General features: G+C 39.7%; 14 protein-coding genes. 11 read left to right on the top strand and 3 right to left on the bottom strand.

The window, feature by feature from the left end:
- Positions 1 to 34: 34 nt before the first annotated feature.
- The 3 genes from NXS00_RS05270 to NXS00_RS05260 form a co-directional block, all read right to left on the bottom strand.
- Positions 35 to 934 (bottom strand): DUF6263 family protein, encoded by a 900-nt coding sequence (locus NXS00_RS05270; RefSeq protein WP_258098070.1) that lies wholly within the window; start codon positions 932 to 934, stop codon positions 35 to 37.
- Between the two features lie 88 nt (positions 935 to 1,022).
- Positions 1,023 to 1,712 carry an FkbM family methyltransferase gene (locus NXS00_RS05265; RefSeq protein WP_258098069.1) on the bottom strand — a complete coding sequence of 230 codons (690 nt, stop codon included), beginning with the start codon at positions 1,710 to 1,712 and terminating at the stop codon, positions 1,023 to 1,025.
- Between the two features lie 3 nt (positions 1,713 to 1,715).
- Positions 1,716 to 2,414 carry an NUDIX hydrolase gene (locus NXS00_RS05260; protein ID WP_258098068.1) on the bottom strand — a complete coding sequence of 233 codons (699 nt, stop codon included), beginning with the start codon at positions 2,412 to 2,414 and terminating at the stop codon, positions 1,716 to 1,718.
- Between the two features lie 260 nt (positions 2,415 to 2,674).
- Between NXS00_RS05260 and NXS00_RS05255 the strand changes: the two genes are divergently transcribed.
- The 11 genes from NXS00_RS05255 (at position 2,675) to NXS00_RS05205 (ending at position 25,941) form a co-directional block, all read left to right on the top strand.
- Positions 2,675 to 4,525 (top strand): glycoside hydrolase family 97 protein, encoded by a 1,851-nt coding sequence (locus tag NXS00_RS05255; RefSeq protein ID WP_258098067.1) that lies wholly within the window; start codon positions 2,675 to 2,677, stop codon positions 4,523 to 4,525.
- The gene (locus tag NXS00_RS05250) at positions 4,522 to 6,849 is read left to right on the top strand and encodes a glycoside hydrolase family 127 protein (protein WP_258098066.1); all 2,328 of its coding nucleotides are present in this window, start codon (positions 4,522 to 4,524) and stop codon (positions 6,847 to 6,849) included. The genes NXS00_RS05255 and NXS00_RS05250 overlap by 4 nt, the downstream gene beginning before the upstream one ends.
- A gap of 45 nt (positions 6,850 to 6,894) precedes the next feature.
- Positions 6,895 to 11,238: a hybrid sensor histidine kinase/response regulator transcription factor gene (locus NXS00_RS05245; RefSeq protein WP_258098065.1), complete on the top strand. Its 4,344-nt coding sequence runs from the start codon at positions 6,895 to 6,897 to the stop codon at positions 11,236 to 11,238.
- Positions 11,239 to 11,637: 399 nt separating this feature from the next.
- Entirely contained in the window at positions 11,638 to 13,335 is a 1,698-nt protein-coding gene (locus NXS00_RS05240; RefSeq protein WP_258098064.1) for a hypothetical protein, read from the top strand.
- A 24-nt stretch (positions 13,336 to 13,359) separates the two neighbouring features.
- Positions 13,360 to 16,572 carry a SusC/RagA family TonB-linked outer membrane protein gene (locus NXS00_RS05235; protein WP_258098063.1) on the top strand — a complete coding sequence of 1,071 codons (3,213 nt, stop codon included), beginning with the start codon at positions 13,360 to 13,362 and terminating at the stop codon, positions 16,570 to 16,572.
- A 13-nt stretch (positions 16,573 to 16,585) separates the two neighbouring features.
- Positions 16,586 to 18,337: a RagB/SusD family nutrient uptake outer membrane protein gene (locus tag NXS00_RS05230; protein ID WP_258098062.1), complete on the top strand. Its 1,752-nt coding sequence runs from the start codon at positions 16,586 to 16,588 to the stop codon at positions 18,335 to 18,337.
- A gap of 144 nt (positions 18,338 to 18,481) precedes the next feature.
- On the top strand, positions 18,482 to 20,101 hold the full coding sequence (locus NXS00_RS05225; RefSeq protein ID WP_258098061.1) for an arabinan endo-1,5-alpha-L-arabinosidase: 1,620 nt from the start codon (positions 18,482 to 18,484) through the stop codon (positions 20,099 to 20,101).
- Between the two features lie 51 nt (positions 20,102 to 20,152).
- Positions 20,153 to 22,186: an alpha-L-arabinofuranosidase family protein gene (locus NXS00_RS05220; protein WP_258098060.1), complete on the top strand. Its 2,034-nt coding sequence runs from the start codon at positions 20,153 to 20,155 to the stop codon at positions 22,184 to 22,186.
- A gap of 101 nt (positions 22,187 to 22,287) precedes the next feature.
- The gene (locus NXS00_RS05215) at positions 22,288 to 23,817 is read left to right on the top strand and encodes an alpha-N-arabinofuranosidase (protein ID WP_258098059.1); all 1,530 of its coding nucleotides are present in this window, start codon (positions 22,288 to 22,290) and stop codon (positions 23,815 to 23,817) included.
- 130 nt (positions 23,818 to 23,947) lie between these two features.
- Entirely contained in the window at positions 23,948 to 24,940 is a 993-nt protein-coding gene (locus NXS00_RS05210; RefSeq protein WP_258098058.1) for an arabinan endo-1,5-alpha-L-arabinosidase, read from the top strand.
- A complete protein-coding gene (locus tag NXS00_RS05205) occupies positions 24,937 to 25,941 on the top strand; it encodes a glycoside hydrolase family 43 protein (protein ID WP_258098057.1) in 1,005 nt (334 codons plus the stop codon). Before NXS00_RS05210 ends, NXS00_RS05205 begins: the two co-directional genes overlap by 4 nt.
- The last annotated feature ends 4 nt before the right edge of the window (positions 25,942 to 25,945 follow it).

The raw sequence follows: 25,945 nt of genomic DNA, 5'->3' as shown, positions 1-25,945 counted from the left end.
TCCCAATAACGGATTCTGTATGAAATTAGTACGTTTATTGACCAATGGTCATCAATGTTTTCATCGTCATTGGCATCGTAAGACCATTCGGCATATTTTGATTAGCCTTGATTTCTACTTTCCCTTTAATGTTCTGAGTCACTTTCCCTTCTACAATCCAATTGGTTTCAGTATCCAGCTTATAGGTAGACTGCATAGTTCCATTAAGAAGGTATCTTGTTTCATTGCCATTAGCCATAGTGAATTCTGGGTTTTCGCCAGTAGAGATTGTCGATTCTCCGGTAATAGTTACCAGATTGTCAGATTTCTCAGAAAATGTAAATTCATTCTCCATATCAGCGTTCATACCTGATTTAAGCGCAATGATATTGGTCCAGGAATCACCCACTTTAACCGGAGTGTTGGGGAAAACAGCTGTGATCATCTCTATATTCCCTCTAAATGATTCCTCTCCATAGGATTGTTTTAGTTGAGAAAGAATCTGTTGTTGCTGCATTTCAGGCAGCCCCATTCCTTCAAATACGCCATTGAAGATATTATCAATGTTCTTAATGTCTGAAATTGTTCCATTTTTAAGCATGGTTAGATCAAAATCTTTACCAACCATACCCTTCATGACCTTCGAGAAAATATCTTCTTTGTCACCTTCTGATGAAAAAGTCATCTCACCTTGCCCCATATTCATGCCCATCACCAAACTAGTGTAATGAGCGGTCATGACATATCCATCCGCAGTTACCTCAACTACTTTGAAATCCATACCTCCTGTCACATCCATATCGATGAGTTGTTGCATGCCATTAATTTCTTGTTCAAGAGTGATGAATGATGTGTAATGTTGGGAGTAAGTTTCTCCTTGCTTAAGGTTTAGTTGAAGTTCTTCTTTTCCTCCTGCAAGATTTACTGCCAATAGGAGTGTGAGTATTAAATTCATGGTATTTGTTTTTGTGAGTTATTAGATAATCAATTGCAATCTCGAAGGTAGTAAAATACTCATTTCGGTATGGGTTTTGCGATTTGAATCAATAGGTGACTTCAAAGAAATAATTCCTGTGATTATCGGAGCGTGGGTAAGAGTACTGTTCAAAATGGTCTATTGGAATTCGATGCTTTCCTTTAAAAAACCATCCCGTATAACCTAGTGATTTAAGAAACGAAACTGTCGGTCCTGTAACCATGGCTTCATGATGAATCTCCACCTGTATGATTGGTCGGTGCATTCGAAGAAGACTTTCTGCGCCCTGAAATACTTCCAATTCATGTCCTTCTACGTCACACTTAATGAAGCTCACAGTTGATTTCATATTAGCAAGGAGACTATCTAAAGTGATACAATCAATCGAAATGTCGTTTTCCGTTTTTTCAATTATTTGAGCACCACCATGTCCGGCATATTTACGGGTCATCGACTTTTTACAACTTTCTTTAGAAGCTGCTTTGTTGATGATTGTCAGGTTTTGAAGGTCAAATGTTTGTTTTACATCTTCAAGAAAAGGTGCCAGCTCAGGCTGAGGCTCAAAAGCGATCACCTGACCATTTTTTCCTAATTTCTTTGAAAGCCAATAACTGTATGCTCCTTTGTTCGCTCCAATATCAATGCAGGTGGTATTGGCTAAGTCAAGATTTAAAAGGTAGTCAAAAGACTCTTTTTCTGTGATGAGACGATATCGCCAAAAACGATGTAGACAATGAAGTCTATCAAACAGATTCATGAATTAGAGTTTGAATGAAAAGCCTTCCTTGGCCATGTTTTCATATTTGTCTTTGTCAAATTGAAAGAGGAATGAGCCTTTTTTACTGCTACTCATATCTTTCTCTTCCAATTTGATCAAAACATCCATTTGATTGATCTTTTTAGCAAAGTTTCTTTTATCAATCTCCTCATTTAAGATGGTTTCATACAGCTTTTGAAGTTGCCTCATGGTAAATTTTTCAGGAAGCAATTCAAAGCCAATGGGTTGAACAGAAGTCTTGTAGCGTAATCTATTGATCGCATGATTGACCATTTGCTGATGGTCAAATATGAGTTCTGGTGTCTCTTTTAAACTAAACCAATGGGCGGAATGCTGCTTGCTTAGCTCTTCATTATGATCTTCAATTTTGATCAGTGCATAATATGTAATGGAAACCGTTCTCTCTACTGGATCTCGGTTAGGATCGGTGTAAGTGTGAACCTGTTCCAGATAGACATCCTGTAGTCCTGTTAGTGTCTCCAAAACTCGATTAGCAGCATTTGTCGCAGTTTCATTAGGCTGAAGGAAACCACCCATTAGCGACCATTTGCCTTTTTCTGGTTCGAAGTTTCTTTTAATGAGAAGAATCTTCACTTCATCATTGTCGAATCCAAATATGATACAGTCTACCGCTACAAGCAGCTGTGTTTGATCTTGATAGTTGCTAACGAATGATACCATTTGAGTTTTTAGGAAATTGTGAAATCCTCAAAATTGATCCACTATTGAATTTCATTTCAATCAAAATTAAAATTGAAGATCGATTTTGTAAACGAATAATATTTTCTACATTTATAAATGTAAATAATACACTTAATATTTAATAATCTTTTCCCAGCTTTATGTTCTTCTGGTCATTCAAATCTACAACCAATTGGCTCCATGCTTTTGGTTTATTCCTAATAGTATTGGTCAGTTCCTGTCAATCAACAAATAAATCTGTGAATATCGCCAGTCCAGATGGAAGTATCATAGCTTCATTTTTCTTGAGTGACCATGGAGAGGCGCTGTATTCTGTTCAGCTGAATGGGAAAACAGTGATAGAACCATCACTACTTGGAGTAGAGGCAGATCAGTTTTCATTTGACAATCAACTGGAATTGGTATCAATCGCTCCGTTAGAGAAGAAGGTAGAAAACTACCGGATGCATCAAGGAAAGCAGTTGGACATAGTTTATGATTACCAGGAGCAATCGGTTGTAGTTTCTAATTCTGATAACCAGAAACTCATCATCATATTTAGAGTCAGTAATGATGGAGTAGCTTTTCGCTATGAGTTCCCAGAAGGTAATGAAGCTATAATCAATAGTGAATTGACAGAGTTTCAATTTGCTCCAACAATTAAAATGTATGCGCAACCTATGTCAGTAGCTAAAACAGGTTGGGAGCAGACCAATCCGTCTTATGAAGAGCCTTATAAAAGAGGAATCCCTGTTGGTACTGTTTCCCCATTAGGAGCCGGATGGGTTTTTCCGACTTTATTGCAAGTTGATAAAGATTGGGTCTTAGTCACTGAGACAGGTCTTGGACCTGATTACTGTGCAAGTCGTTTAGTATCAGATACAGTTTCTAAAGCAATGAAAATTGGATTTCCTTCTGATGTAGAAGTTTATACTGACAAAGGACACCTTCCTTATCATCCGACTTTCAGTCCCTGGAGAGTGCTTACCATAGGAAGTTTGGAAACCATCGTTGAATCTACCTTAGGTACGGATTTAGCTGATCCAGCCATTAATCTAAGTGATGAGGACTTTGTCAGTCCGGGAATAGCCAGCTGGAGTTGGGCACTATTGAAGGACAATTCTGTGAATTATGAAACGACTAAGGAATTCATAGATTATGCCAGTGAGATGAATTGGAAGTATTGCCTAATAGATGTGAATTGGGATACCACCATAGGTGAAGAGAGGATGAAGGAATTGGTAGCCTATGCTGCAGAGCGTAATGTGGGATTGATTCTGTGGTATAATTCTGCTGGAGCATGGAATACCACTCCATATCATCCAAAAAGCGAACTCTTGACACATGAGCGAAGAGAAGAGGAGTTCTCCAAGTTAAAGGAATGGGGCATTAAAGGAGTGAAAATTGACTTTTTTGGTGGAGATGGACAAAGCATGATGGCTTATTATCATGACATGCTTTGTGATGCTGGTAAACATGAATTATTGGTGAATTTTCATGGAGCTACTTTGCCTCGAGGATGGCAAAGAACCTATCCTCACTTAATGACTGTAGAGGCAATTAAAGGATTTGAGTTCATCACTTTCTTTCAGGAAACAGCAGATGATGAACCAGCACATGCGGCTACCTTGCCTTATACGAGAAACGCTTTCGATCCAATGGATTTCACTCCAATGGCCTTTTCTAATATTCCTAATATCAAGCGTAAGACAACCAATGCTTTTGAATTGGCATTACCAACATTGTTCTTGTCGGGAATTCAGCATCTGGCAGAAGTTCCAGAAGGCATGAATGCGGTTCCTGACTATGTGAGAACGTATTTATCTGATATTCCAACGGCATGGGATGAAACTCAGTTTATTGATGGCTTTCCAGGAAAGTTGGCCGTTATTGCAAGAAGATCAGGAAAAACCTGGTTTATCACAGGTATCAACGGTGAGGGAATTGCAAAGGAAATAGAACTTGATTTAGCCTTTCTAAACGGCAAGTCAGGTTATTTAATTACAGATGGCAATGTTCATCCAGAGTTTAGAAAAGAAGAAATTAACATAGAAAATACGTATTCCATTGCTTTAAAAGCGAATGGTGGGTTTGTAATGAAGGTACAATGATGAAAAAGGTATTCTACACTCTGGCAACAATTGTACTTATTAGTGCATGTCAACCAAAACAAGATGTAAATGCTAAAATGGAAGCATTTCATTTGAATCAAGTGCGCTTGTTAGATGGTCCATTTAAAAGAGCTCAAGAGGCTGATCTCAAATACATACTTGAAATGGATGTAGATCGATTGATAGCCCCTTATCTAGTCGAGGCAGGTTTAACTCCTGTAAAAGAAGGATATGGAAACTGGGAAGGCAGTGGTTTGAATGGTCACATTGGTGGTCACTATTTGTCCGCTCTGAGTATGATGTATGCAGCAAATGGAAGTCCTGAGCTTAATAAGAAAATTGATTACATGCTAGCTGAGTTGAAAAAAGCTCAAGATGCAAACGGAAATGGTTATTTGTCTGGGGTACCTGATGGAAAAGTTATTTGGGAAGAGATCGCTGCAGGTAACATTCGTTCCGATTATTTTTCATTAAATGATCGCTGGGTTCCACTTTACAACATTCATAAAATCTTCGCAGGATTACGAGATGCATATTTGTATGCCAGTAAACCAGAAGCTTTAGAGATGTGGAAGTCTTTATCTGACTGGTGGTTGACAATGACCAACAATCTGTCCGACGATCAAATTCAGCTAATGCTCAAGAGCGAGCATGGAGGACTCAATGAAGTATTTGCTGACCTGTACAAGGAAACAGGAGAGGTTAAGTATCTTGAGATGGCAGAAAAGTTATCCCACAAAGTTTTATTGGATCCACTCTTGCTTGGAGAGGATCATTTAACAGGAATGCATGCGAATACTCAAATTCCAAAAGTAATTGGTTATGAGCGAGTTGCTGAGGAGTCTGGCAAACAGGATTGGCATCAGGCTTCTGTGTTTTTCTGGGATGAGGTGGTGAATAATCGCTCCATTGCTATTGGTGGTAATAGTGTAAGGGAGCACTTTCATAGCAAAGACAATTTCCGTCCTATGGTGACTTCAGAGCAGGGACCTGAGACATGTAATACTTACAACATGATGCGTTTGTCAAAGGAGTTATTCCTAGCTGATGAAGAGGTGAAATACCTGGATTACTACGAAAAAGCTCAGATCAATCACATTCTGTCTTCCCAGCATCCGGATGGAGGTTTTGTATACTTTACTCCGGCTAGACCAAGACATTACAGAGTGTATTCTCAACCGGATCAAGCCATGTGGTGTTGTGTCGGATCTGGTATCGAAAATCATACCAAATATGGCGAGTTGATTTACTCTCACAAGCGAGAAGATTTATTTGTGAATTTGTTCATCGCTTCTGAATTGGATTGGAATGACAAGGGAGTTCAACTCACACAAACAACTTCTTTTCCAGAAGCAGAATCAAGTGAATTGAAGCTTTCACTGGAGGAATCTAAATCGTTCAAGATCAATCTAAGAATCCCTTCATGGATCAACGGTGAAATGGATGTACAAGTGAATGGAAGCGAAGTTTCTACTCATAAATTGAATGGTTATTTGGTTTTGGATCGTGAATGGAATGATGGGGATGTGATTGAATTCTCTCTTCCAATGAGTCTTGATTTTGAACAACTTCCTGACGGTTCTAATTGGGTGGCATTTACTTCCGGTCCGGTGGTAATGGCGGCGGTAACTGATAGTACAGATTTGGATGGTCTTTGGGCAGATGATAGTCGCATGGGACATGTGGCCAATGGTCAGTTTTATCCAGTTGATAAAGCTCCATTGATTGTTTCCTCAAAAGAAAATCTTTTAGAAAAAGTAAATCGGGAGTCACCGGTTCAGCTAAAAATCAATCAACTATATGGTGATGATAAGGAATTGTCATTAGTACCCTTTTTTCAAATACACGAAGCACGTTACATGATGTACTGGCCATATGTAGACAGTGCGGGACTGGAGTCACTGGTAGCTGAAACAGCAGCAAAAGAAGCCGAAAGAATGGTGCTCAGAAAAATTACGGTAGATGTTGTTAGTCCTGGAGAACAGCAGCCAGAATCGGAGCATGGGTTCAAAGGTGAAAATACCTGGATGGGATATAGTAATGAGCGTTATTGGAGGTCTGGCTGGGGTTGGTTCTCATACACCATGACCAATAGGAATAAACAAGCGAAGTATTTGAGAGTCCAATTCGAATCTGACAATGAGAATGGTCTTGCTGTTTTGATAAATGGTACACAACTTTCTGAAATGGTTACTGAAGCTGGTTTGGGTGAAATCTATGTTGATCTGCCTTCCTCAGAATTATTAGAAGTTCGAATTCAAGGAATCCCAGATAAACACATGCCTCGTATATATGATGTGCGTTTGCTTTCTGAAAAGCTATAGTATGCGTATATTATTCTTGCTTGACTAGCTATTTTATTATCGTTCATGACGTTCAAATCTTCCATATTCACAGCAGTGATGCTTTTGCTGCAGGTAGCTGGTATCTGTCAGTCTTCTAATTCCAGGTTTAAGCACCTGACAATAGAAGATGGTTTGCCGCAGAATATGGTGGATTGTATGCTTCAAGATAGTCAAGGTTTTCTATGGATGGGTACCTGGAATGGGCTCTGTAGATACAACGGCTATGATTTTGAGGTTTTCGATTCTCCGAACAGCGGAATTGATGATACGTTCATTTATGCATTATCAGAAGATGCCTTTGGTAATGTGTGGATTGGTAATCGTGTCGGATTAAGTATCTACATCACAGAGCAGAGCAGGTTCAAAAACGTTGCTATTCCAACTTTAAATGGTCCGGTAGAAGTACGTGATTTCGCAAATTATGGAGATTCTACCATTATCATGGCGAGTGACAAAGGGCTTACTTTTTTGTCTCCTGATAGGAGCGGAAACGTTTCAACTACACGTCATTTGACAATGGGAAGCGAATTGCAAGGATCCATTGTTAATACAGTAACTGTTGATTCGTGGCAAAACGTTTGGATTGGGACAGATGAAGGATTGTATCTGCTTACCAGTAAAGGCGATCTTAAATATTTCAATGTAGGCGATGAGTCAGGACTTGCTTCTAACAAGGTTTTGGCTGTATACGAGTCGAAGAATAAAGATATCTGGATAGGGACTGAATTTGGGTTTTACCAGTATTTGAGTGATAGTCATACCTTTTTACCCTATTTCAACGATCCCAATGAAACTATGTCATTGGTACATAGTACGGTAATGGATATTCTCGAATTAGAGAATGGACATTTATTGCTCGCCACATTAGGTGGGTTGAGTGTGTTTGATCCAGAGAAACAGAACTTTACGAATCATTCACATGATCCAAACATCGATCATAGTTTGAGCAATGACTTTGTGAATTGTTTGTTGAAAGATCGATCTGGTAATATCTGGATAGGAACAGAGCGTGGTGGTGTTGATTATTACAATACAAGTCAAAATCAGATAGAGCATTTTGAACACTTACCAGATAATGCAAATAGCCTTTCGGTAAGTACCATTAATAGTATTTATGAAGATGATAAATACCTGTGGATTGGAACTGCGGGTGGAGGGTTGAATCGCTACAATGCGTCAACAGGCAAGTACAAGCAATATCGTTTTAACCCAGGGTCAGCACTGGGATTGTCAAGTGATTTTGTGACATCAATAGTTAGAGATAAGAAGGGTGAACTTTGGGTTGGTACCTGGGGTTCAGGGTTAAATAAGCTTAATGATCAAACTGGGACGTTTGAATTTTATCAGGCGCCCCCTGGGTTAGTTAGTAGCTATATATCATCGGTTATTGAAGACAAAAAAGGGGACTTATGGCTAGGTACCTTAGGTGGAATATCAAGGTATAACCTCATGTCTCAGCAATTTGAGACCATCTTTTCAGATCAGACTTCTTATAAAATTACCAACGTTGGCTGTTTGCTGTTTGATAATGAAAACAGTCTTTGGGTAGGGTCACGATTTGGGTTGTACCATTTACAATCTCCGGATGGTTTTCAATCGAATATAAGTGTGAAACACTATAGACATTCTGATGAAGATGTGGCCAGTCTGAGTGGAAATTATGTCATTTCTTTAAAACAAGCATCTGACGGCACTATTTGGGTTGGTACTTATGGTCAAGGCATCAACAAGTTAATTCAGCAAGGTGATTCTGTTTGGTTTGAGTCTTACGGGCTTTCAAGTGGACTGAGCAATACAGTCATTTACACGATAGAGGAGGATCGGCAGAAAAATCTTTGGTTATCTACAGATTACGGGCTTTCACGTTTCAACCCAGCAAATGGTACCATTCGGAATTACTTTCAAGCTGATGGATTCTTAAACAATCAATATTACTGGTCAGCAAGTTTTAAGAATAAGGAAGGGAAGTTGTACTTCGGAGGAATGAATGGTTTGGATGCTTTTTTTCCTGAGTGGATACAACAAGATGTGAATGGTTCTGAAGTAACCATAACGAGCATTCAATTATTAAATGAACCTGTAAAGCCAGGTGAAGAATATAACGGAGTAGAGGTACTTGATAAAAGCATCTATTCTGCAGAGTCGATCAATCTTTCTTATAAAGAGAAAGTGCTTGGTTTTGAATTTTCCGCATTGAATTACCAGGAACCTGGGATGGTTCGCTATGCTTACATTCTGGAGAATTTTGAGAAAGATTGGAATTATGTAGGATCTAATCGTCGCTATGCAACTTATACCAACTTAAAGCCAGGAGACTATATTTTCAAGGTGAAGACATCTGTTGGTAATGGTGATTTTAATGGTCCTGTTAGACAAATTGCAATTCATATAGATCCGCCTTTTTGGGATACAATTTGGTTTCGAGCCTTTAGCTTGATTGGACTCATTTTATTGTTCTTTGGATATGTAAGGTATCGTACCTATAACTTGAATAAGCAAAAGAGATTGCTTGAAAATCAAGTGAAGGAACGCACTGAACGCATCAATCAACAGAATGAGGCATTATCCTATCAAGCCGTCCAACTTCAGAGGAATAATGATGATTTAGAAACCAAGCAAAAGTTAATTGAAGGTCAAAATCAACAATTAGAAAATCAGAATAAGGAAATCCTCACTCAGCGAGATGAAGTGATCAAACTGAACGATAAACTCAAGTTAGTGAGTCAATTGAAGTTGAGCTTCTTCACCAATATCAGTCACGAATTTAGAACTCCATTGACGTTAATTATCGGTCCAATTGAAAAACTCTTGCGTGATAGAGGGTTGACGAATGAATCTCGTTCTACCCTGGAAATCATGAATCGAAATGCACAGCGCTTGTTGCATTTGATTAATCAGATCATGGATTTCCGTAAGATTGAAAAGGGTAGGATGGAGCTTAAAGTGGCTAAAGGAAATATCAAATCATTTTCTAAGAACGTATTTACAGCTTTTGAACCCTTAGCTCAAACTAAATCCATTGAATTTACTTTCGAAGAACATGAGGTACCATCTGAGGTTTGGTTTGACGCACAAAAGATTGAAAATGTGTTGTACAATTTGCTGTCTAATGCTTTCAAATACACGCCAAATAATGGGAAAGTCAAGCTAATGGTCAGTGGTCTTTCAGCAAAGGAGGCACGGTTGTCCATACCTTCTGATTCCGAAGGAGGTAAAGGCCCAATCTTGAGTATCAAAGTAATAGATACTGGAATGGGTATCAGTGAGGAGAATTTGCCTCTTGTCTTCAAACGATTTTATCGTATTGAGTCCGAAGAAGCTTTTAAAATTAGTGGATCAGGAATAGGCCTTGCACTGACAGAGGAATTAATTAAAACACATCATGGCGAAATTTATGTAGAAAGTGTGCTGAAGGAAGGTTCCACCTTCGAAGTACAATTCCCTTGTTTGGAAAATGCCTACAGTTCTTCTGAGTTAACCGAATTCCATGAAGAAGGAATCAATATCCATGAACAAGTTGCTCTATTGAATAACGAGTTTTTGGTTACTGATGATGGAGATTTTGAATTTGCTGAGGAGCAGGCAGCGATCGATGAAGCGGATAAATCAACGTTATTGGTGGTAGAGGACAATAAGGACCTGCGTAAGTTTATGGCGCATCGATTAAGGGAGAAGTTCAATGTGGTAGAGGCTGAAGATGGTGCTGTAGGAATAAAAGCAGCTGAACAATACAATCCAGATTTGATCATTAGTGATGTAATGATGCCGAATGTTGATGGGTTGGAATTGTGTGCCTCCCTCAAAAACAGTCTGAGCACAAGTCATATTCCCATCATTTTATTAACTGCGAAAAGCGCTATAGAAAATCAAATTGAAGGTTTACAGATTGGTGCAGATGATTATTTAGCCAAGCCATTCAACTTTGATTTATTGGAAGCAAGAGTGACTAATCTGATTGAGTCCAGGAAAAAGTTAAGAGAGAAATTTGCAGGTGAATATCCTATCCAACCAACAGAGGTGACTACTAATCCTAAGGATCAGAAGTTTATAGAACGTGCATTGGAAGTAGTGACCGATAACATGGCTGACTCTGGCTTCGGTGTTAAGGAATTTGTGGAAATGATGGGAATCAGCCGAAGCTTGCTTCATAAAAAACTGACTGGGCTTACAGAGCTGTCAGCAGCAGAGTTCATTAACAGTCAGCGAATGAATAAAGCTCGGGTTTTGCTAGCTAAGAATGAGTTGAATGTTTCGGAAGTGGCCTATTCAGTAGGATATAATGATCCTAAGTATTTTTCCCGCCTATTTAGTAAGACTTTTGGTCAGGCACCGAAAGAATATGCTAATAATCATATGATGGAGGGTTAATAATTTCACATCAATATCTTCATTTTAGTGTGACGATGACAAACGTTTGCATGAAACATTGCGAATGCTTCACCAAAGTAGAAGTGTGCACGTTTGTCCACCTTTTAAAGACATAAATCCACCCTCAAGATTAACCTTCACATCATATTTGAGTACGGATATGTTAAAAACTGCTATCCAAAATCATCAATTTGCTAACCCTGAATGATTTTATATGAGGAAAATTACAAATATTAAAAAGAAGAGCTTGAAGCCGAATCTTGTTTCAGTTCCGCTGGAATAAGTAACACTAAAATTCCCCGGATCATGCGATCAACGTCGCTGGAAATTCGGATCGAGATTTATAGGAATCTCAATACTTACCCCAATTTAAAAATGAACTCAATCAAATTTAATTACATGAAAACAACTAAACTGATATGGTACGCTCTGTACGCGACAGTTTTGATCGCATTTAGCTTAGTTGGGTGCGAAGAAGTTGATATATATAAGATAGACGCTCCTTCGGATCTACAAGCAAAGATTGACTCGATCGCTGCTGCTAAAGCGAGTGTTGATACTGGTGACACTACGTTTTTAAATATTGCCACTGCTATAGTAGGTGCAGAAGACAATAGTGCTGCATGGTGGACTGCTTTCTCTGATTATTTCGCAGTTCCTACCAACCAACTTTTACACCTTGAATTTATCAATAATGGAACAGGTGTTAATAACTGGAATAACTGGAACCTTGCAGTTGCCAATGAGGTGGCTGATAGAGACGGTGAAGGTTATGCCGAATATTTCGTTTTGAGAGCTGATGCATTCGGCTGGGGAAACGAAGACTTTGATTTAGGTCTTGTTTCTCAGAATTACCCAGACACGGATGGTGATGATGATATTTGGAATGACTTCCGTACCACCATGCAAGGTGCACATGTCACTTTAGAAATTGATCATTCTGCTACAGGTTTTGTTTTTGTTACAGCTACAGCTGTTGGTACGAATGGAACTGAGCTTGTGATGACTTACAATCACCCTGTTTCTGCTACAGATGACATCAATGCTTTCTTGATTTGTGATGGTAGCCATTTCTTAATGAAAGAAGCTTATTTACTACCATCAAAAGTAACTGCTATTGAGGATTATGATCCTGTGACATTGACTGTAACTGGAGCTCCTGAATCTGTTGAGATTGGAAACGAAAACTTCTGGGGCAGTGCGGTAGCATCTGTGACATTTGCTGATGGGGCAACTGTAGAGGTTGATTCTGCAGATTTATCATTCACAGTAGTGCCTGATATGACGACTGTCGGTGAGAAAACAGTATTGGTTGCATATAGCAAGACTAAACTAGGAGCCTATACTCAGGCAGTTTCCGCTTACTATACCTTGGATGTTAACAATGTTGCATCCAGTCTGGAAATTACTTCAATGCCTGATATCACGGAATATTTCTTCTTTACTAGTGATCCTATAGTGTTCAATACAAAAGGTATGGAAGTAACCGCAACCTATGTAGATGGTTCCACTGGTGTTCTTCCAATTGGTAATTTGGAAATTAGTACAATTAGCGCAACAGAAGGCACGCAGAATGTGGAGGTATCCTATGTTGGGGCAAGTGGTACGGTGACAACTACAGTTCCTATTACATTGACTAAAGGTACTGCTCAGGTTGGTGCAACAGATTTCTCCACAGCCTGGTGGACAGCATTCTCTGAAGATTTTAATGTGGCTTCTGGAGCTACCAGAACACTTACAATGTACACCTATTCCAATGGTTTGAATAACTGGCACAGTCCAAGTACGATTCTTCGTAAGGCTGACTTAACCGAATATGCAGTTGTTAGAATGGATAATTTTGGATGGGGTGATGGATATGGTACTGCCACTCTAGCTAATGATTGGAACTTTGACATTTTTGGAGCGAACATCAGCGGATCTAAAGTGGTGATAACTGTGACGAACCATGGTGATAACACTGCGGACATTCGATATGATGTGACATATGCTACTGGCGAAACTCACTTCCAGGAATATGCAGGAATAACAGTGGATAGTTCAGATCTAAACTGTGCACTTGTGATAGAAGGGGCTTACCTCGTACTTGTTGATTAATCACTCAGCTAAAAACATTAAAAAATGAAATATTCATATATCATACTGTTGGGATTGTTGGCGATAGCGCCAGCAACATTCGCAGAAAGCATGGGTGTTGAAAGCCTGATGACTTTTGAGCAACAACAAGAAATTACAGTAAAAGGTCAAATTGTTGACGATTCAGGTGAGCCTCTTCCAGGAGCCACTGTTCAGCAAAAAGATTCGAATAATGGTACCATTTCGGATATAGATGGGAACTTCACCATGTCTGTTCCAGAAGATGCCACATTAGTTGTTTCCTTCATTGGATTTCAAAGTACTGAAATTGCTGTTGGAGGGAGGACTAACCTGGGAAGCGTTACCATGTTGCTAGATATTTCGGAGCTTGGAGAGGTAGTAGTTATTGGATATGGAGCTCAGCGCAAAGTTGACCTTACAGGATCTGTTGCTATCGTTGATACGGATGAAATGAAAAAAGTATCGAACTCCAACATTTCATCAATGCTTCAAGGCCGAGTTGCGGGTGTTTCTATTACATCCGATGGACAACCGGGTGCCGATCCAGTAGTGCGTGTTCGTGGTATTGGCTCATTTGGAAATACAAATCCATTGTATATTGTTGATGGAGTGATCATGGGTACTACTATTCGTGATTTCTCGCCTAATGACATTGCTTCATTACAAGTACTAAAAGATGCGTCGGCTGCTGCTATTTACGGTTCTCGTGCAGCGAATGGTGTCGTGATTATCACGACTAAGTCTGGTAGAAAAAACCAGCCAATGAAAATCGATTACAGTGGTTATGTTGGTTTCGATAGAGTGCAGGATGGTATATATGAAGTAATGGATGCTTCTCAGTATGGCGAGTATTTAACCATGGCGTATAACAACAGTGGAATTGACGTTCCATCTGGTTATGACCCAACTAGTGAAAATTATCTGTACAATGAGGATGGATCTGCTAAAGTCGATACCGATTGGCAAGATGAGGTTTTCAAAACAGGAGTTCGCCAAAACCATAACATCAACTTGTCTGGTGGTGGAGAGAACAATACTTATAACATTGCACTTGATTACTTCACCCAACAAGGTACCATGGAAGGTGCAGGTCCTAATTTTGACCGATACACTGCGCGTTTCAAAAACACAATGGATGTTAAATTCATTAAGGTAAATACCAATGTAGTTTACAGCCATAGTGATCAGGATAATATGGCATTGAGTAATGCGAACGAATTTGTTCAGGGTTTGTATGGTGCTCAATACCCGGTAATGGCTTCAGCGCTGATTACACCTCCAACGATCAAAGCATATGACGAATCAACCTGGGTGTTGGACGGTTTACTTTCACCAGCTTCTGAGTACACCTATGACTCTTATGGATATGGAACCTATTATGATGATATTCATGGTGATTTGCGTGTTACTAACGTGTTGTTGACCAACAACTTGTTAGAGAGAAATTCAAAGGTTAATCGTTTGGTTGCTTCAGGTGGTGTAGACCTTGATTTCATGGATATGTTGGGGCTGGACAATAGCAACAACAAGTTGAATTACAAATTGAACTTGTCTTACAATACCACAAGTGTTAACAACTATACATTCGTTCCTGCTTTCATTCAGAGTACTACCAATTACCTGACTAAAAGCAACGAAGTGTTGACCAGACAAAATCAGCAGTATACCAATTCTTTAGTGGAAAACACGTTGACTTATGATACCAGACTTGGTAAGAGTCATTTAAATGTACTTATTGGGCAAACTTTCCAGCACGATACGTATCAAAACTTAAGAGGAACAGGAAATACCTTGTCTGAGCCTTATTATTTGCACTTAAACACTGCAGACGAGACAGCTTCCTTTAGCGACGAAAATGAGGGTTATATCCTTTCTTACTTAAGTCGAATTCTATATGACTTTGATGAAAAATACTTGTTCACAGCAACAGTAAGGCGTGATGCTTCTAGTAGACTTTCTCCAGACGATAACGTTGGGATTTACCCTTCAGCATCTGTTGGTTGGAGGTTAGATCAAGAAGATTTCTTCCCAGTATCAGATGCAACTATCAACCTTTTGAAATTACGTGGTAGCTACGGAGAGCTCGGTAATACATCTACCTTAGGTCCATATGATTATATGGCAACGATGCAGCGTAATGATTACTCTTACAGTTTTAATAATGAGAAAGTTACCGGTTCTGCGATATCAAACTTTGTCAATGAAAGCATTGGTTGGGAAAGAAAGAAAACCATTGACGTAGGACTTGATTTAGGTTTGTTCTCTAACATGATTGAGGTTACAGTTGACTGGTATCAATCAACCACCGAAGGACTTCACTATGGTGTACAAGTACCATCTCAGGCAGGTTTTACCAATGATGTGGTAAACATGAATGCAGCTACTATGGTCAATTCAGGACTAGAGTTTTTAGTAACCTACCACTACGAGCAGAATGATTTCAGATTTGACGTAACCGCGAATGCTGCTACTTTAAATAATGAAGTTCAAAAACTAGGAGTTTTGAACGCACAGCAAGTAGATGGAAATTCCGCTTCTGAAGTGGGACGTGAAATCGGATCTTTCTATGGTTATGTGTATGAAGGAATATTCCAGTCACAAGATGAGATAGACACTCGTGTGAATTCAGAAAATGAGCTGGTAGATCAGCCAGGTGCACAACCTGGGGATGTAGCTTATGCAGATATCAACAATGATGGTACGATCAATAATCTGGATCAAACATATCTGGGGAGTGGATTACCTGACGTGACTTTCGGTTTGAACTTCCGTGGAGAGTATAAAGGATTTGATTTAAGTATCATGACAGCCGGTGCCGCTGGTTTTAAAGCGGTAGATTTTGTAGATGTGACCTTAAGAAGTTCTTACGGAACATTAAATAAAAGTGTAGATCTTTTGGATGCCTGGACTCCAGAAAATATGGATACTGATGTGCCTAGAGTAGCTTACAGAACATCAGGATCTATTACCAATGACATGTTCAGTAGTCGATTTATCCAGAATGCCAACTATCTGAAAATTGCGAGTGTGCAATTAGGTTATAACCTGCCAGATAAGTGGTTCGGAGGAGTTGTGACGAATGCTCGTGTTTACGCTACAGCTCAGAATTTGGCCGTGTTCTCAAAATACAGAGGTTATAACGTAGACTTTGCTGGAGGGACATTCACTCCAGGATACAACTACGCTTCATACCCAACACCAAGAACCTTGATGCTTGGCGCTCAATTCTCATTCTAAAAAGGATACAGACATGAAAAAATTAAATAAAATTCTTACAATGTTGGCGCTTATCACTGGTTTTACAGCTTGTGATGATGTGCTGGAAGTTCAGAATCCTAATAGTCAGACAACCTTTGACTTTGGAGATACCGAAGCAGAGTTGCAAGAAGCGGTAATCGCTTGTTACAATCGAGTTCGTTTGGAAGGAACATTTGCTCGTGTAGGTTATACTTTAGATGCTGTTCGTGGTGATGAAGTTTGGAATTCGTCTCAGCAGTGGTACTTAGAGTATGATAACCTTAACTCTCCAGGAACAATAGGAATCGGAGATGAGTGGCCATGGAGAGACAACTATCATGTTGTCAACCGAACCAATTTCGTTCTATCCAAAGTAGATGAGATAGACTTGTCAGAAGAGGCCTACAATGAGATTAGAGGTCAGGCATTGTTCCTTAGATCATTGGCTTATTATCACTTGGCTACTTACTATCAAACAGTGCCTTTGATCACAGATTACGACTCTTATTCTGATATCAATTCATTGTATGCTGCTAATAATACACAGGATGAAGTATTTGATCAGATTGAAGCTGACTTTAGAACAGCAATGGAGATCTTACCGTCTCGCGATAAAGGCGGTGAATGGGCAGGAGGACGAGCTACAAGTGGTGCTGCAGCTGGTTACCTGGCAAGAGTATTGATGTTCCGTCAGAAATATGATGAAGCCTACCCTATTTTAAGAGCTATTATTAATGGTGAGCATGGTCAGTATCAGCTGATGGCTGATTACGGAGATAACTTTAGAGAGTCAACTGAAAACAATGCTGAGAGCCTTTTTGAGGTGCAATTTTTGGATTTCGGAACAGGTGGAACAGATGAAGAGTGGACTCCGGTAAACATCAGTAGAGATGCTACACAAGGACATGCTGTAGAAAGTAACTTCGCTTCACAAGAATTAGGTAGCTGGGGTGACTTGGCTGGTTCTCCATGGTTATACAACTTGTTCAAAGCAGAGAATTCTACTGATGGTCGTTTGGATCCAAGATTGTACTGGACACTGGTAACTTATGAAGATGAGTACAATAATTACACAGATATTCCAACCGCTGCTTATCCAAACGGAGACCCGCGTAGCAACATTGTGTATCAAGCAGAAATCACACAAACTCCATTGTCAAACAATGCTCAGGGAGGTATATCCATTGCAAAATTCACCAATGCAAGGAACAATATCTATGCGTCGATCACGAATGGATTGCAGTGTGGTGTAAACCTTAGATTGATGAGATATAGTGATGTACTATTGCGTGCTGCTGAATGCGAAAATGAAATCAACGGACCAACTCAAGTAGCTATTGATTACATCAATCAAGTACGTAGCAGAGTAGCACTTCCTGATCTTCAATTATCAGATTTTCCGTCGGCAGATCACTTGTTTGAGCAGATTGCTAACGTGGAAAGACCAAAAGAATTTGGTTGTGAAAATGGTAGAGGAATTGATTTGTTAAGATGGGGATTCTTCTACGATGCGGGGCGTTTGAATCAAATCACAGAGCATGCGTACTACAAGTTGGACGGTACTGCATCTACGGAAGCATTAACAGCAGCAACAGCCGCTGCATCTTCTTATGATTCGTACAATCCTGGACACGAGTATTTTCCAATCTTCCAATCAACGCTGAATGAAAACCCTAACCTGGTTGGAAATTCAGCCAATTTGAATGCGGATAATTCAGGTGATTTCTTCGCAAAAGGATATACAGTTCACCCAGTGGTGAATTAAGATCGTAAACTACTTACCGGCCAGTGTTCAGCTCGCCGGTAAGTTTGTTTTTTAAGTAGATGTGTTAATTCAAGGTATTGATTAACAGTTTTTTGTCTTTCAATAAAGTGATATCATAAAGTTGGATAATAAGTGATAAGGGAAATGAGAAGAGGGATTTTACTGGTTTTATCAATTGTAACTATTGGTTTGATGGTTGGCTGTAATGACGATCTGGGACCGACTGGTATTAAAACGAAAGAGCCTGAGGAGGATACAGTAACTAATACGGAATATACTATTCCGACATATGCGGATGATTATTCATCAATATCAGCATGGTCTGATCGTGAGGAATGGAATTTGGCCAATGTTCATGATCCTAGTGTGGTATTTGATGGTGATTATTACTACATGTATGCGACAAACGCATCATATGGGAACGCGCATGTAGGGCATGGCCACTTTCATGGAAGACGATCAAGAGATTTAGTTAATTGGTCATATATAGGTGCTTCCATGCCGGAAACACCTTCATGGGTGAAGGATTCCCTTAATAACATTAGAGCTGGTTTAGGTTTAGACCCAATAGCGAATCCACAGTATGGACATTGGGCTCCAGTAGTTCGAAAAGTCGGTAATGTTTACCGCATGTACTATTGCATCATTATTGATAATTTTATCGGAAATGGCCAGCCTAATAGTGAAGCGAATTTTGACAATACCTGGACCGAACGTGCTTTTATAGGAATGATGGAAACTTCAGACCTCTCTTCCAATGATTGGGAAGACAAAGGCATGGTAGTTTGTTCGGTTTCTGATCTTGGTAAAGATTGGAGTAGATCTTCATACTGCTGTGATTGGAGCGGGTATTTTAAATACAATGCCATCGATCCTTCCTATGTGGTTACTCCAGAAGGGGAGCATTGGATGTTCTATGGCTCCTGGCATAGTGGAATTGCAGCTATTCAGATCAACCCAGAAACAGGTTTACCTCTTAATGATTTTGACATTAACGATGAGGAATCATGGGGTACACCAATATACACTCGAACCGATGGCTCAAGATGGCAAGCATCTGAAGGACCTGAAATTATGTACAATGCAGAAACGGGTTACTATTACCTTTTCATGGCTTATGACGAACTATCTGTAGCCTACAACACCAGAGTTGCTAGATCTGAAAACGTAACTGGTCCTTATAAAAGCTTTAATGGCTCAACAGTGACTGACGGAGGGGATATTTACCCAATTGTAACACATCCATACAAGTTCAATAATCATTCTGGATGGGTTGGTTTTTCTCATAACGCCTTATTTCAGCAAGAAGAAACGGGAGATTGGTTTTATGCATCTCAAGCAAGATTACCAGCAAATACTGGCGCTAATGCCTTTAGTAATGCCATTATGATGGGGCATGTAAGGAAAATGCGCTGGACAGAAGATGGATGGCCTTTGGTCATGCCTGAGAGATATACTGGAGCACCAGAAGAGACACTTGAAGATGATGATTTTGTAGGAGAATGGGAGATGATCACCCTTCGCTATCAGTATCAGACACAGCAAATTTCCGTCGCTCTTACACTTGGAGGAGATAATCAAGCTTCTGGAGCACTTACCGGTGAATGGTCATTTGATTCTTCAAATAATGTACTGACCATCGGAGATACGAAATTATATGTAGAACGTGAGGTAGACTGGGAGGCAGAGCCCCGAGTGTTAACCCTCATTTTTGCTGGATTGAATTCGACAGGAGAATCCATCTGGGGTAAAAAATCGAACTAATCAAATGTACAATCAGGCCTTCATGGTCATATCTATAGAATAAAATAACTCATGAATAAATTAGTAAATCAACTTTTAGCAGTTGGAAGTCTAGCGATGGCATTTGGTTGTAGTGCACCAAAGGCGGAGACACCAAAAACGCCCACCAATCCTGTAGGTACTGTGAACTGGCAAATTGATGCTTCTAAAGTAATAGCGCCTATTCAGCCGACTATGTATGGGATCTTTTTTGAGGATATTAATTTTGCTATTGATGGAGGTCTTTATGCAGAATTGGTTAAAAACAGATCTTTTGAGTTTGATAAACCCTTGCGAGGATGGACTGTCCTGAAAGATGAAGGCGTAGGAGTTAGAACTCTCCCAATGAATACTGGAAATCCGAGAAACCCAAGATTTCTGAGAGTTCAAATTGACGAAACAGGCTCAGGTGCTGGCCTTAGTAATGAAGGTTTTAAAGGAATGGGTATTAAAGCCAATGTTCCTCATGACTTCAGTATTCAGGTGAAAGCAGTAGAAGGCAATGTGTCAGCCATTCGAATTGAGTTGATTGGTACACAAAACAAAGTAATTGGAGAAGGAAAAGTTGAAGGGATTTCCAATAAATGGCAAACGTTAGAAACTTCATTTACTCCAACTAAAACGGAATCAAATGCTTCCATGAACATTTGGTTTGAAGGAGAGGGTGTGGTTGATATAGATATGGTTTCTCTTTTCCCAACAGACACCTGGAAAGGTCGCAAGAAAGGTTTAAGAGCGGATCTTGTACAGTTATTGGCAGATATGGATCCAGGATTCCTACGTTTCCCTGGTGGGTGTATTGTTGAAGGATTTGATCTGTCTCAGCGCTACCAATGGAAAAATACAGTTGGAGATATCGATGAGCGTGTTACAACAATTAACAGATGGAATTTTGAATTTGACCACAGACCAGCTCCAGATTACTATCAGAGTTTCGGTGTTGGTTTTTATGAGTACTTCTTATTAGCGGAGGACCTTGGAGCAGAGCCAATGCCAATCATCAACTGTGGTATGGCGTGTCAGTTCAATACAGGAGAATTGGTGCCATTGGATGATTTAGAACCCTATATTCAGGATGCAATTGACTTAATTGAATTTGCAAATGGACCTGTGACCTCCAAGTGGGGTGGATTACGTGCAGAAATGGGACATCCTGAGCCTTTCAATATGAAAATGATAGGTGTAGGAAATGAGCAGTGGGGACCACAGTATGTAGAAAGATATGTGCCGATGGTTCAAGCTATAAAAAGTAAGTACCCAGACATGCAGATTATTGCTGCTACAGGATCGGACGGATCTATCTTCCCTAATGGTGAAAAAGAAATTGAATACCTATGGGAGCAATGGCGTAAGCTTCAACCAGAAATCGTAGATGAGCATTTTTATCGCAATCCAGACTGGTTTAGAGAGAATGCTAATTGGTACGATAAATACGATCGAAATGGTCCTAAGTTGTTCGTTGGTGAGTACGCTTCACAGAGTGTAGGTGTAGCTAGCCCTGACAATAAAAACAACTGGGAGACTGCACTTTCGGAGGCTGCATTTATTACTGGCCTGGAGCGAAATGCTAAAGTGGTTACGATGACTTCTTATGCTCCATTGTTTGCGCATGCAGAGGGCTGGCAGTGGACTCCAGATTTGATTTGGTTCAACAATCTGGAAGCTTATACTACTCCTAATTATCATGTTCAAAAACTATTCTCGACTAATACAGGCACACATTTGGTAAGCATGCAGGAGAATGGTCAGGAAATTAAAGGTCAGAAAGGACTTTATGCAACGGCTAGCAAAGACCAGAAAACCGGTGATTTGATTGTCAAATATGTCAATACAACTGCTGCGGATCAAGATGTGAGTTTCAGCGTAGATGGTGTGGATCAATTGGCTAAGAGCGGTACGCTGATCACGTTGAAGGGAGATAATTTCGATGTTGAAAACTCTTTCGAATCTCAGAATATTCAACCAAAAGAAACTAGTGTGGAGGTTTCTGGAAAAGAGTTTAGTTTAAGTGCTCCAGCTTATTCAATGTCCGTTTTGCGTATAAATGCAGGACAATTTGTTAATTGATAATTATTTAGTGTAGTAAATACACTTAATCATATTAAATTCATGGTTTCTTAGAAGTGACTTACTTCTAAGAAATACCTGAACCTTAAATGATGAATAAAATGAAGAAACTTGTAGCGGTAGCAGCCATAATTTTATCTGGTACCTCACTTTTTGCTCAGACCACTGTGAAGATCAGTGCTGATAAGGGGGAGCATATTATCAACAGAAACATCTATGGACATTTTGCAGAGCACTTAGGCAGATGTGTTTATGGCGGTTTTTATGTTGGTGAAGACAATCAGGCCATTCCCAATGTTGCTGGGGTTAGAACTGACGTAATTGAAGCTTTAAAAGATCTGAAAGTTCCTGTGCTTAGATGGCCTGGAGGTTGTTTTGCAGATACTTATCATTGGATGGATGGAATTGGTCCAAAAAGTGAACGACCTTCTATAGTAAACCAATGGTGGGGTGGATACATCGAAGATAACAGCTTTGGTACACACGATTTCTTGAACATGTGTGAGGCACTTGGAGCTGAACCATATCTGGCAGGTAATGTAGGTAGTGGTTTAGTAAAAGAGCTAGCTGACTGGGTACAGTACGTAAACCATGCTGAAGGTAGCCCAATGGCTGATCTTAGAATCAAGAACGGGAGAAAAGAACCTTGGAACGTGAAATACTGGGGTGTTGGTAATGAAATGTGGGGCTGTGGAGGTAATATGACTCCTGAGTTTTATGCTAACTTGTACAGACAGTACGCGACATTCCTAACTGACTGGAACAATAGTGGAGGAATGTTCAGAATTGCTTCTGGTGCAAACGAATGGGATTTCAATTGGACTGAAGTATTGATGAGAGACATTCCAAACAATATGATCGAAGGAGTGGCTTTGCATAACTACGCGGTGATTGAGTGGAATGATAAAGGGTCTGACATTGACTTCAATAGAAACCAATATTTCGAGACCATGAAAGATGCTATTGACATGGAAGAGTTAGTAACAAAGCATAGCGCTATCATGGACAAGTATGATCCTGAGAAAAAAATCGATTTGATTGTTGATGAGTGGGGTGGATGGTACGATACTCCAGAAGGACAAACGGCTCTTTATCAACAAAATACCATGCGTGATGCAATGATTGCCGGGATCACTTTAAACATCTTCCATAACCATGCGGACAGAGTAAGAATGGCCAATTTAGCACAGACCATCAATGTGTTGCAAGCGGTGATTCTTACTGATGAAGAGCAAATGATTTTGACTCCTACGTATCATGTGATGAAAATGTACAATGTACATCAGGATGCGACAATGTTACCTGTTGAGATTTCAGACATGCTCTATTTTGAAGAAGGCGAAAACAAATTACCGGCAATTTCTGCATCGGCCTCTACTACTAAAGCAGGTGAAACAAATATTTCGTTGGTGAATATTCACCCAGAGAAAGCTCATGAGATCACTTTGGAAATTGCAGCAGATGGCAAACTGACTGGTCAGATTTTAGCTTCTGACAAATTGCAAGATTACAATTCATTCGAAAATCCTGACAACATTGTTCCAACAGAGTTCAAAGGATTTAAGAAAAAAGGAAATACCATTACTGTGAAGCTTCCAGCGTTCTCAGTAGTTGTTTTGAATATCAAATAATACGCATTGCCTAAAAAATAGGTAACTGTAAATAACATAAGAGATGGTGCTGGTCACCATCTCTCAATTTTTAGCATGGCATCTTCCTGGATGTCAATCAATCATTTTGGGTGATTTGACCATTCGTACTATGAAAAATGTATTGTTGATTCTATTGATGTTTCTAGTTGGGACATCTTTCGCACAAGAAACAGATATTAGTGTTCATGATCCTGTAATGATAAAAGAGGGAGATACCTATTATCTTTTTTGTACCGGCTGGGGAATTTCAGTTTGGTCTTCCAAGGATATGAAATCCTGGAAAAAAGAAGAATCAATTTTCGGTCGAAAGCCACCTGAGTGGACTCAGGGAGTAGTGGCAGGATTCGCTGGGCACATGTGGGCTCCAGACATATCTTTCTATGACGGTCAATATTATCTGTACTATAGCGTTTCAGCATTTGCGAAGAATACTTCTGCAATTGGGTTGGTAACAAACAAAACTTTAGATTCTAAGAGTCCAGATTACAAATGGGTGGATCATGGCCAAGTCATTCAGTCTGTTCCTTATCGAGATTTTTGGAATGCGATTGATCCTAATTTGATTGTAGATGAGGATGGCTATCCATGGCTGAACTTTGGATCGTTCTGGGGAGGGATCAAAATGGTCAAACTAGTACCCGATAGAGATAAGGTTGCAGAGCCTCAAGAGTGGCTAACATTGGCTAAACGAAATAGATCGGATTCATTGCTGGATAATAATCCTGGAGATGGTGCGATTGAAGCTCCATTCATTTTCAAAAAGGATACCATGTACTATCTGTTTGTCTCGTGGGATTATTGTTGTCGTGGAGAGAACAGTACGTATAAAGTAGTCGTTGGTCGATCCGCAGATATCAAAGGTCCATACTATGATAAAGAAGGAGTGAGAATGGATCTGGGAGGAGGTTCTTTAGTGATAGAAGGAGATAAAAATTGGGCAGGAATAGGTCACAACAGTGCTTATACATTTGATGACAAGGACTATCTGGTAGTGCATGCCTATGATGTGAAAGATGGAGGTCATTCCAAACTAAAAATCCTGAATATGAATTGGGATGAAAATGGTTGGCCAGTTGTTGATAAAAATGAAATCAATCCATGATAAATTCAATTCTAAAAAGTAGTTCGGTGTTAGTGATTGCTTTGGTGATTTTCACCAATTGCCAACAGACTTCTAAATCAGAGGAAACTCAAAACGAGGTGATAGCGGATGTTTATGCTGGCAATCCAATAATTACTGATAAGTATACTGCGGATCCTGCTGCGTGGGTGCATAATGACACATTATTTGTCTTCATGGGACATGACGAGCAAGAGGCTGGTAAGGAAGGTTTTGTGATGAATGATTGGTTGGTCTATTCCACCACAGACATGCTGAATTGGAGTAGTCACGGTCCTCGATTAACTGTGGATGTCTTTAAATGGGCTAAATCTGATGCCTGGGCTGCTCATGTAGTGGAAAAGGGTGGAAAGTTTTACTGGTTTGTCACAGTAGAACATGCCACTATTCCGGGTAAAGCCATTGGAGTAGCTGTAGCTGATCATATTTTGGGTCCATATACTGATGCTATTGGCTCTGCTTTGATTACTAATGACATGACGAAGCAGTCTGATATTTTTTGGGATGACATTGATCCTGCAGTATTAATAGACGATGATGGTAGCGCGCATTTGTACTGGGGTAATACCGTGTTGAAATATGCAAAACTGAAGCCCAATATGATTGAGCTTGATGGTGATATCGAAGTAATTGACGTGCCATCTTTCACAGAAGGGCCTTATGTATATAAAAGAAATGATTCCTATTACCTTTCATTTTCAGCGAAATTCCCTGAAGTAATTGATTATGCAATGTCAGATAGCCCTGCTGGTCCATGGGAATACAAAGGAAGATTGTTTGATGAAGTCCCTAATTCACCAACAAATCACCAGGCTGTGGTAGAGTTTAAAGGTGACTGGTATTTTATCTATCACAATGCAGCTCTCGAAGGAGGAGGAGAATTCCGAAGATCAGTATGTGTAGATTATGCTTACTTCAATGAAGATGGAACGATGAAAGAAATCGTTCCAACCACAAAGGGAGTAAAGCAAATCAAAGACTAAAAAC

Origin of the sequence: Marinoscillum pacificum, assembly GCF_024714495.1 — a bacterium.
GTDB classification, from domain to species: domain Bacteria; phylum Bacteroidota; class Bacteroidia; order Cytophagales; family Cyclobacteriaceae; genus Marinoscillum; species Marinoscillum pacificum.
Note: the sequence above shows the minus strand (reverse complement) of the source record. Positions and strands in the feature narration are given on the sequence as shown.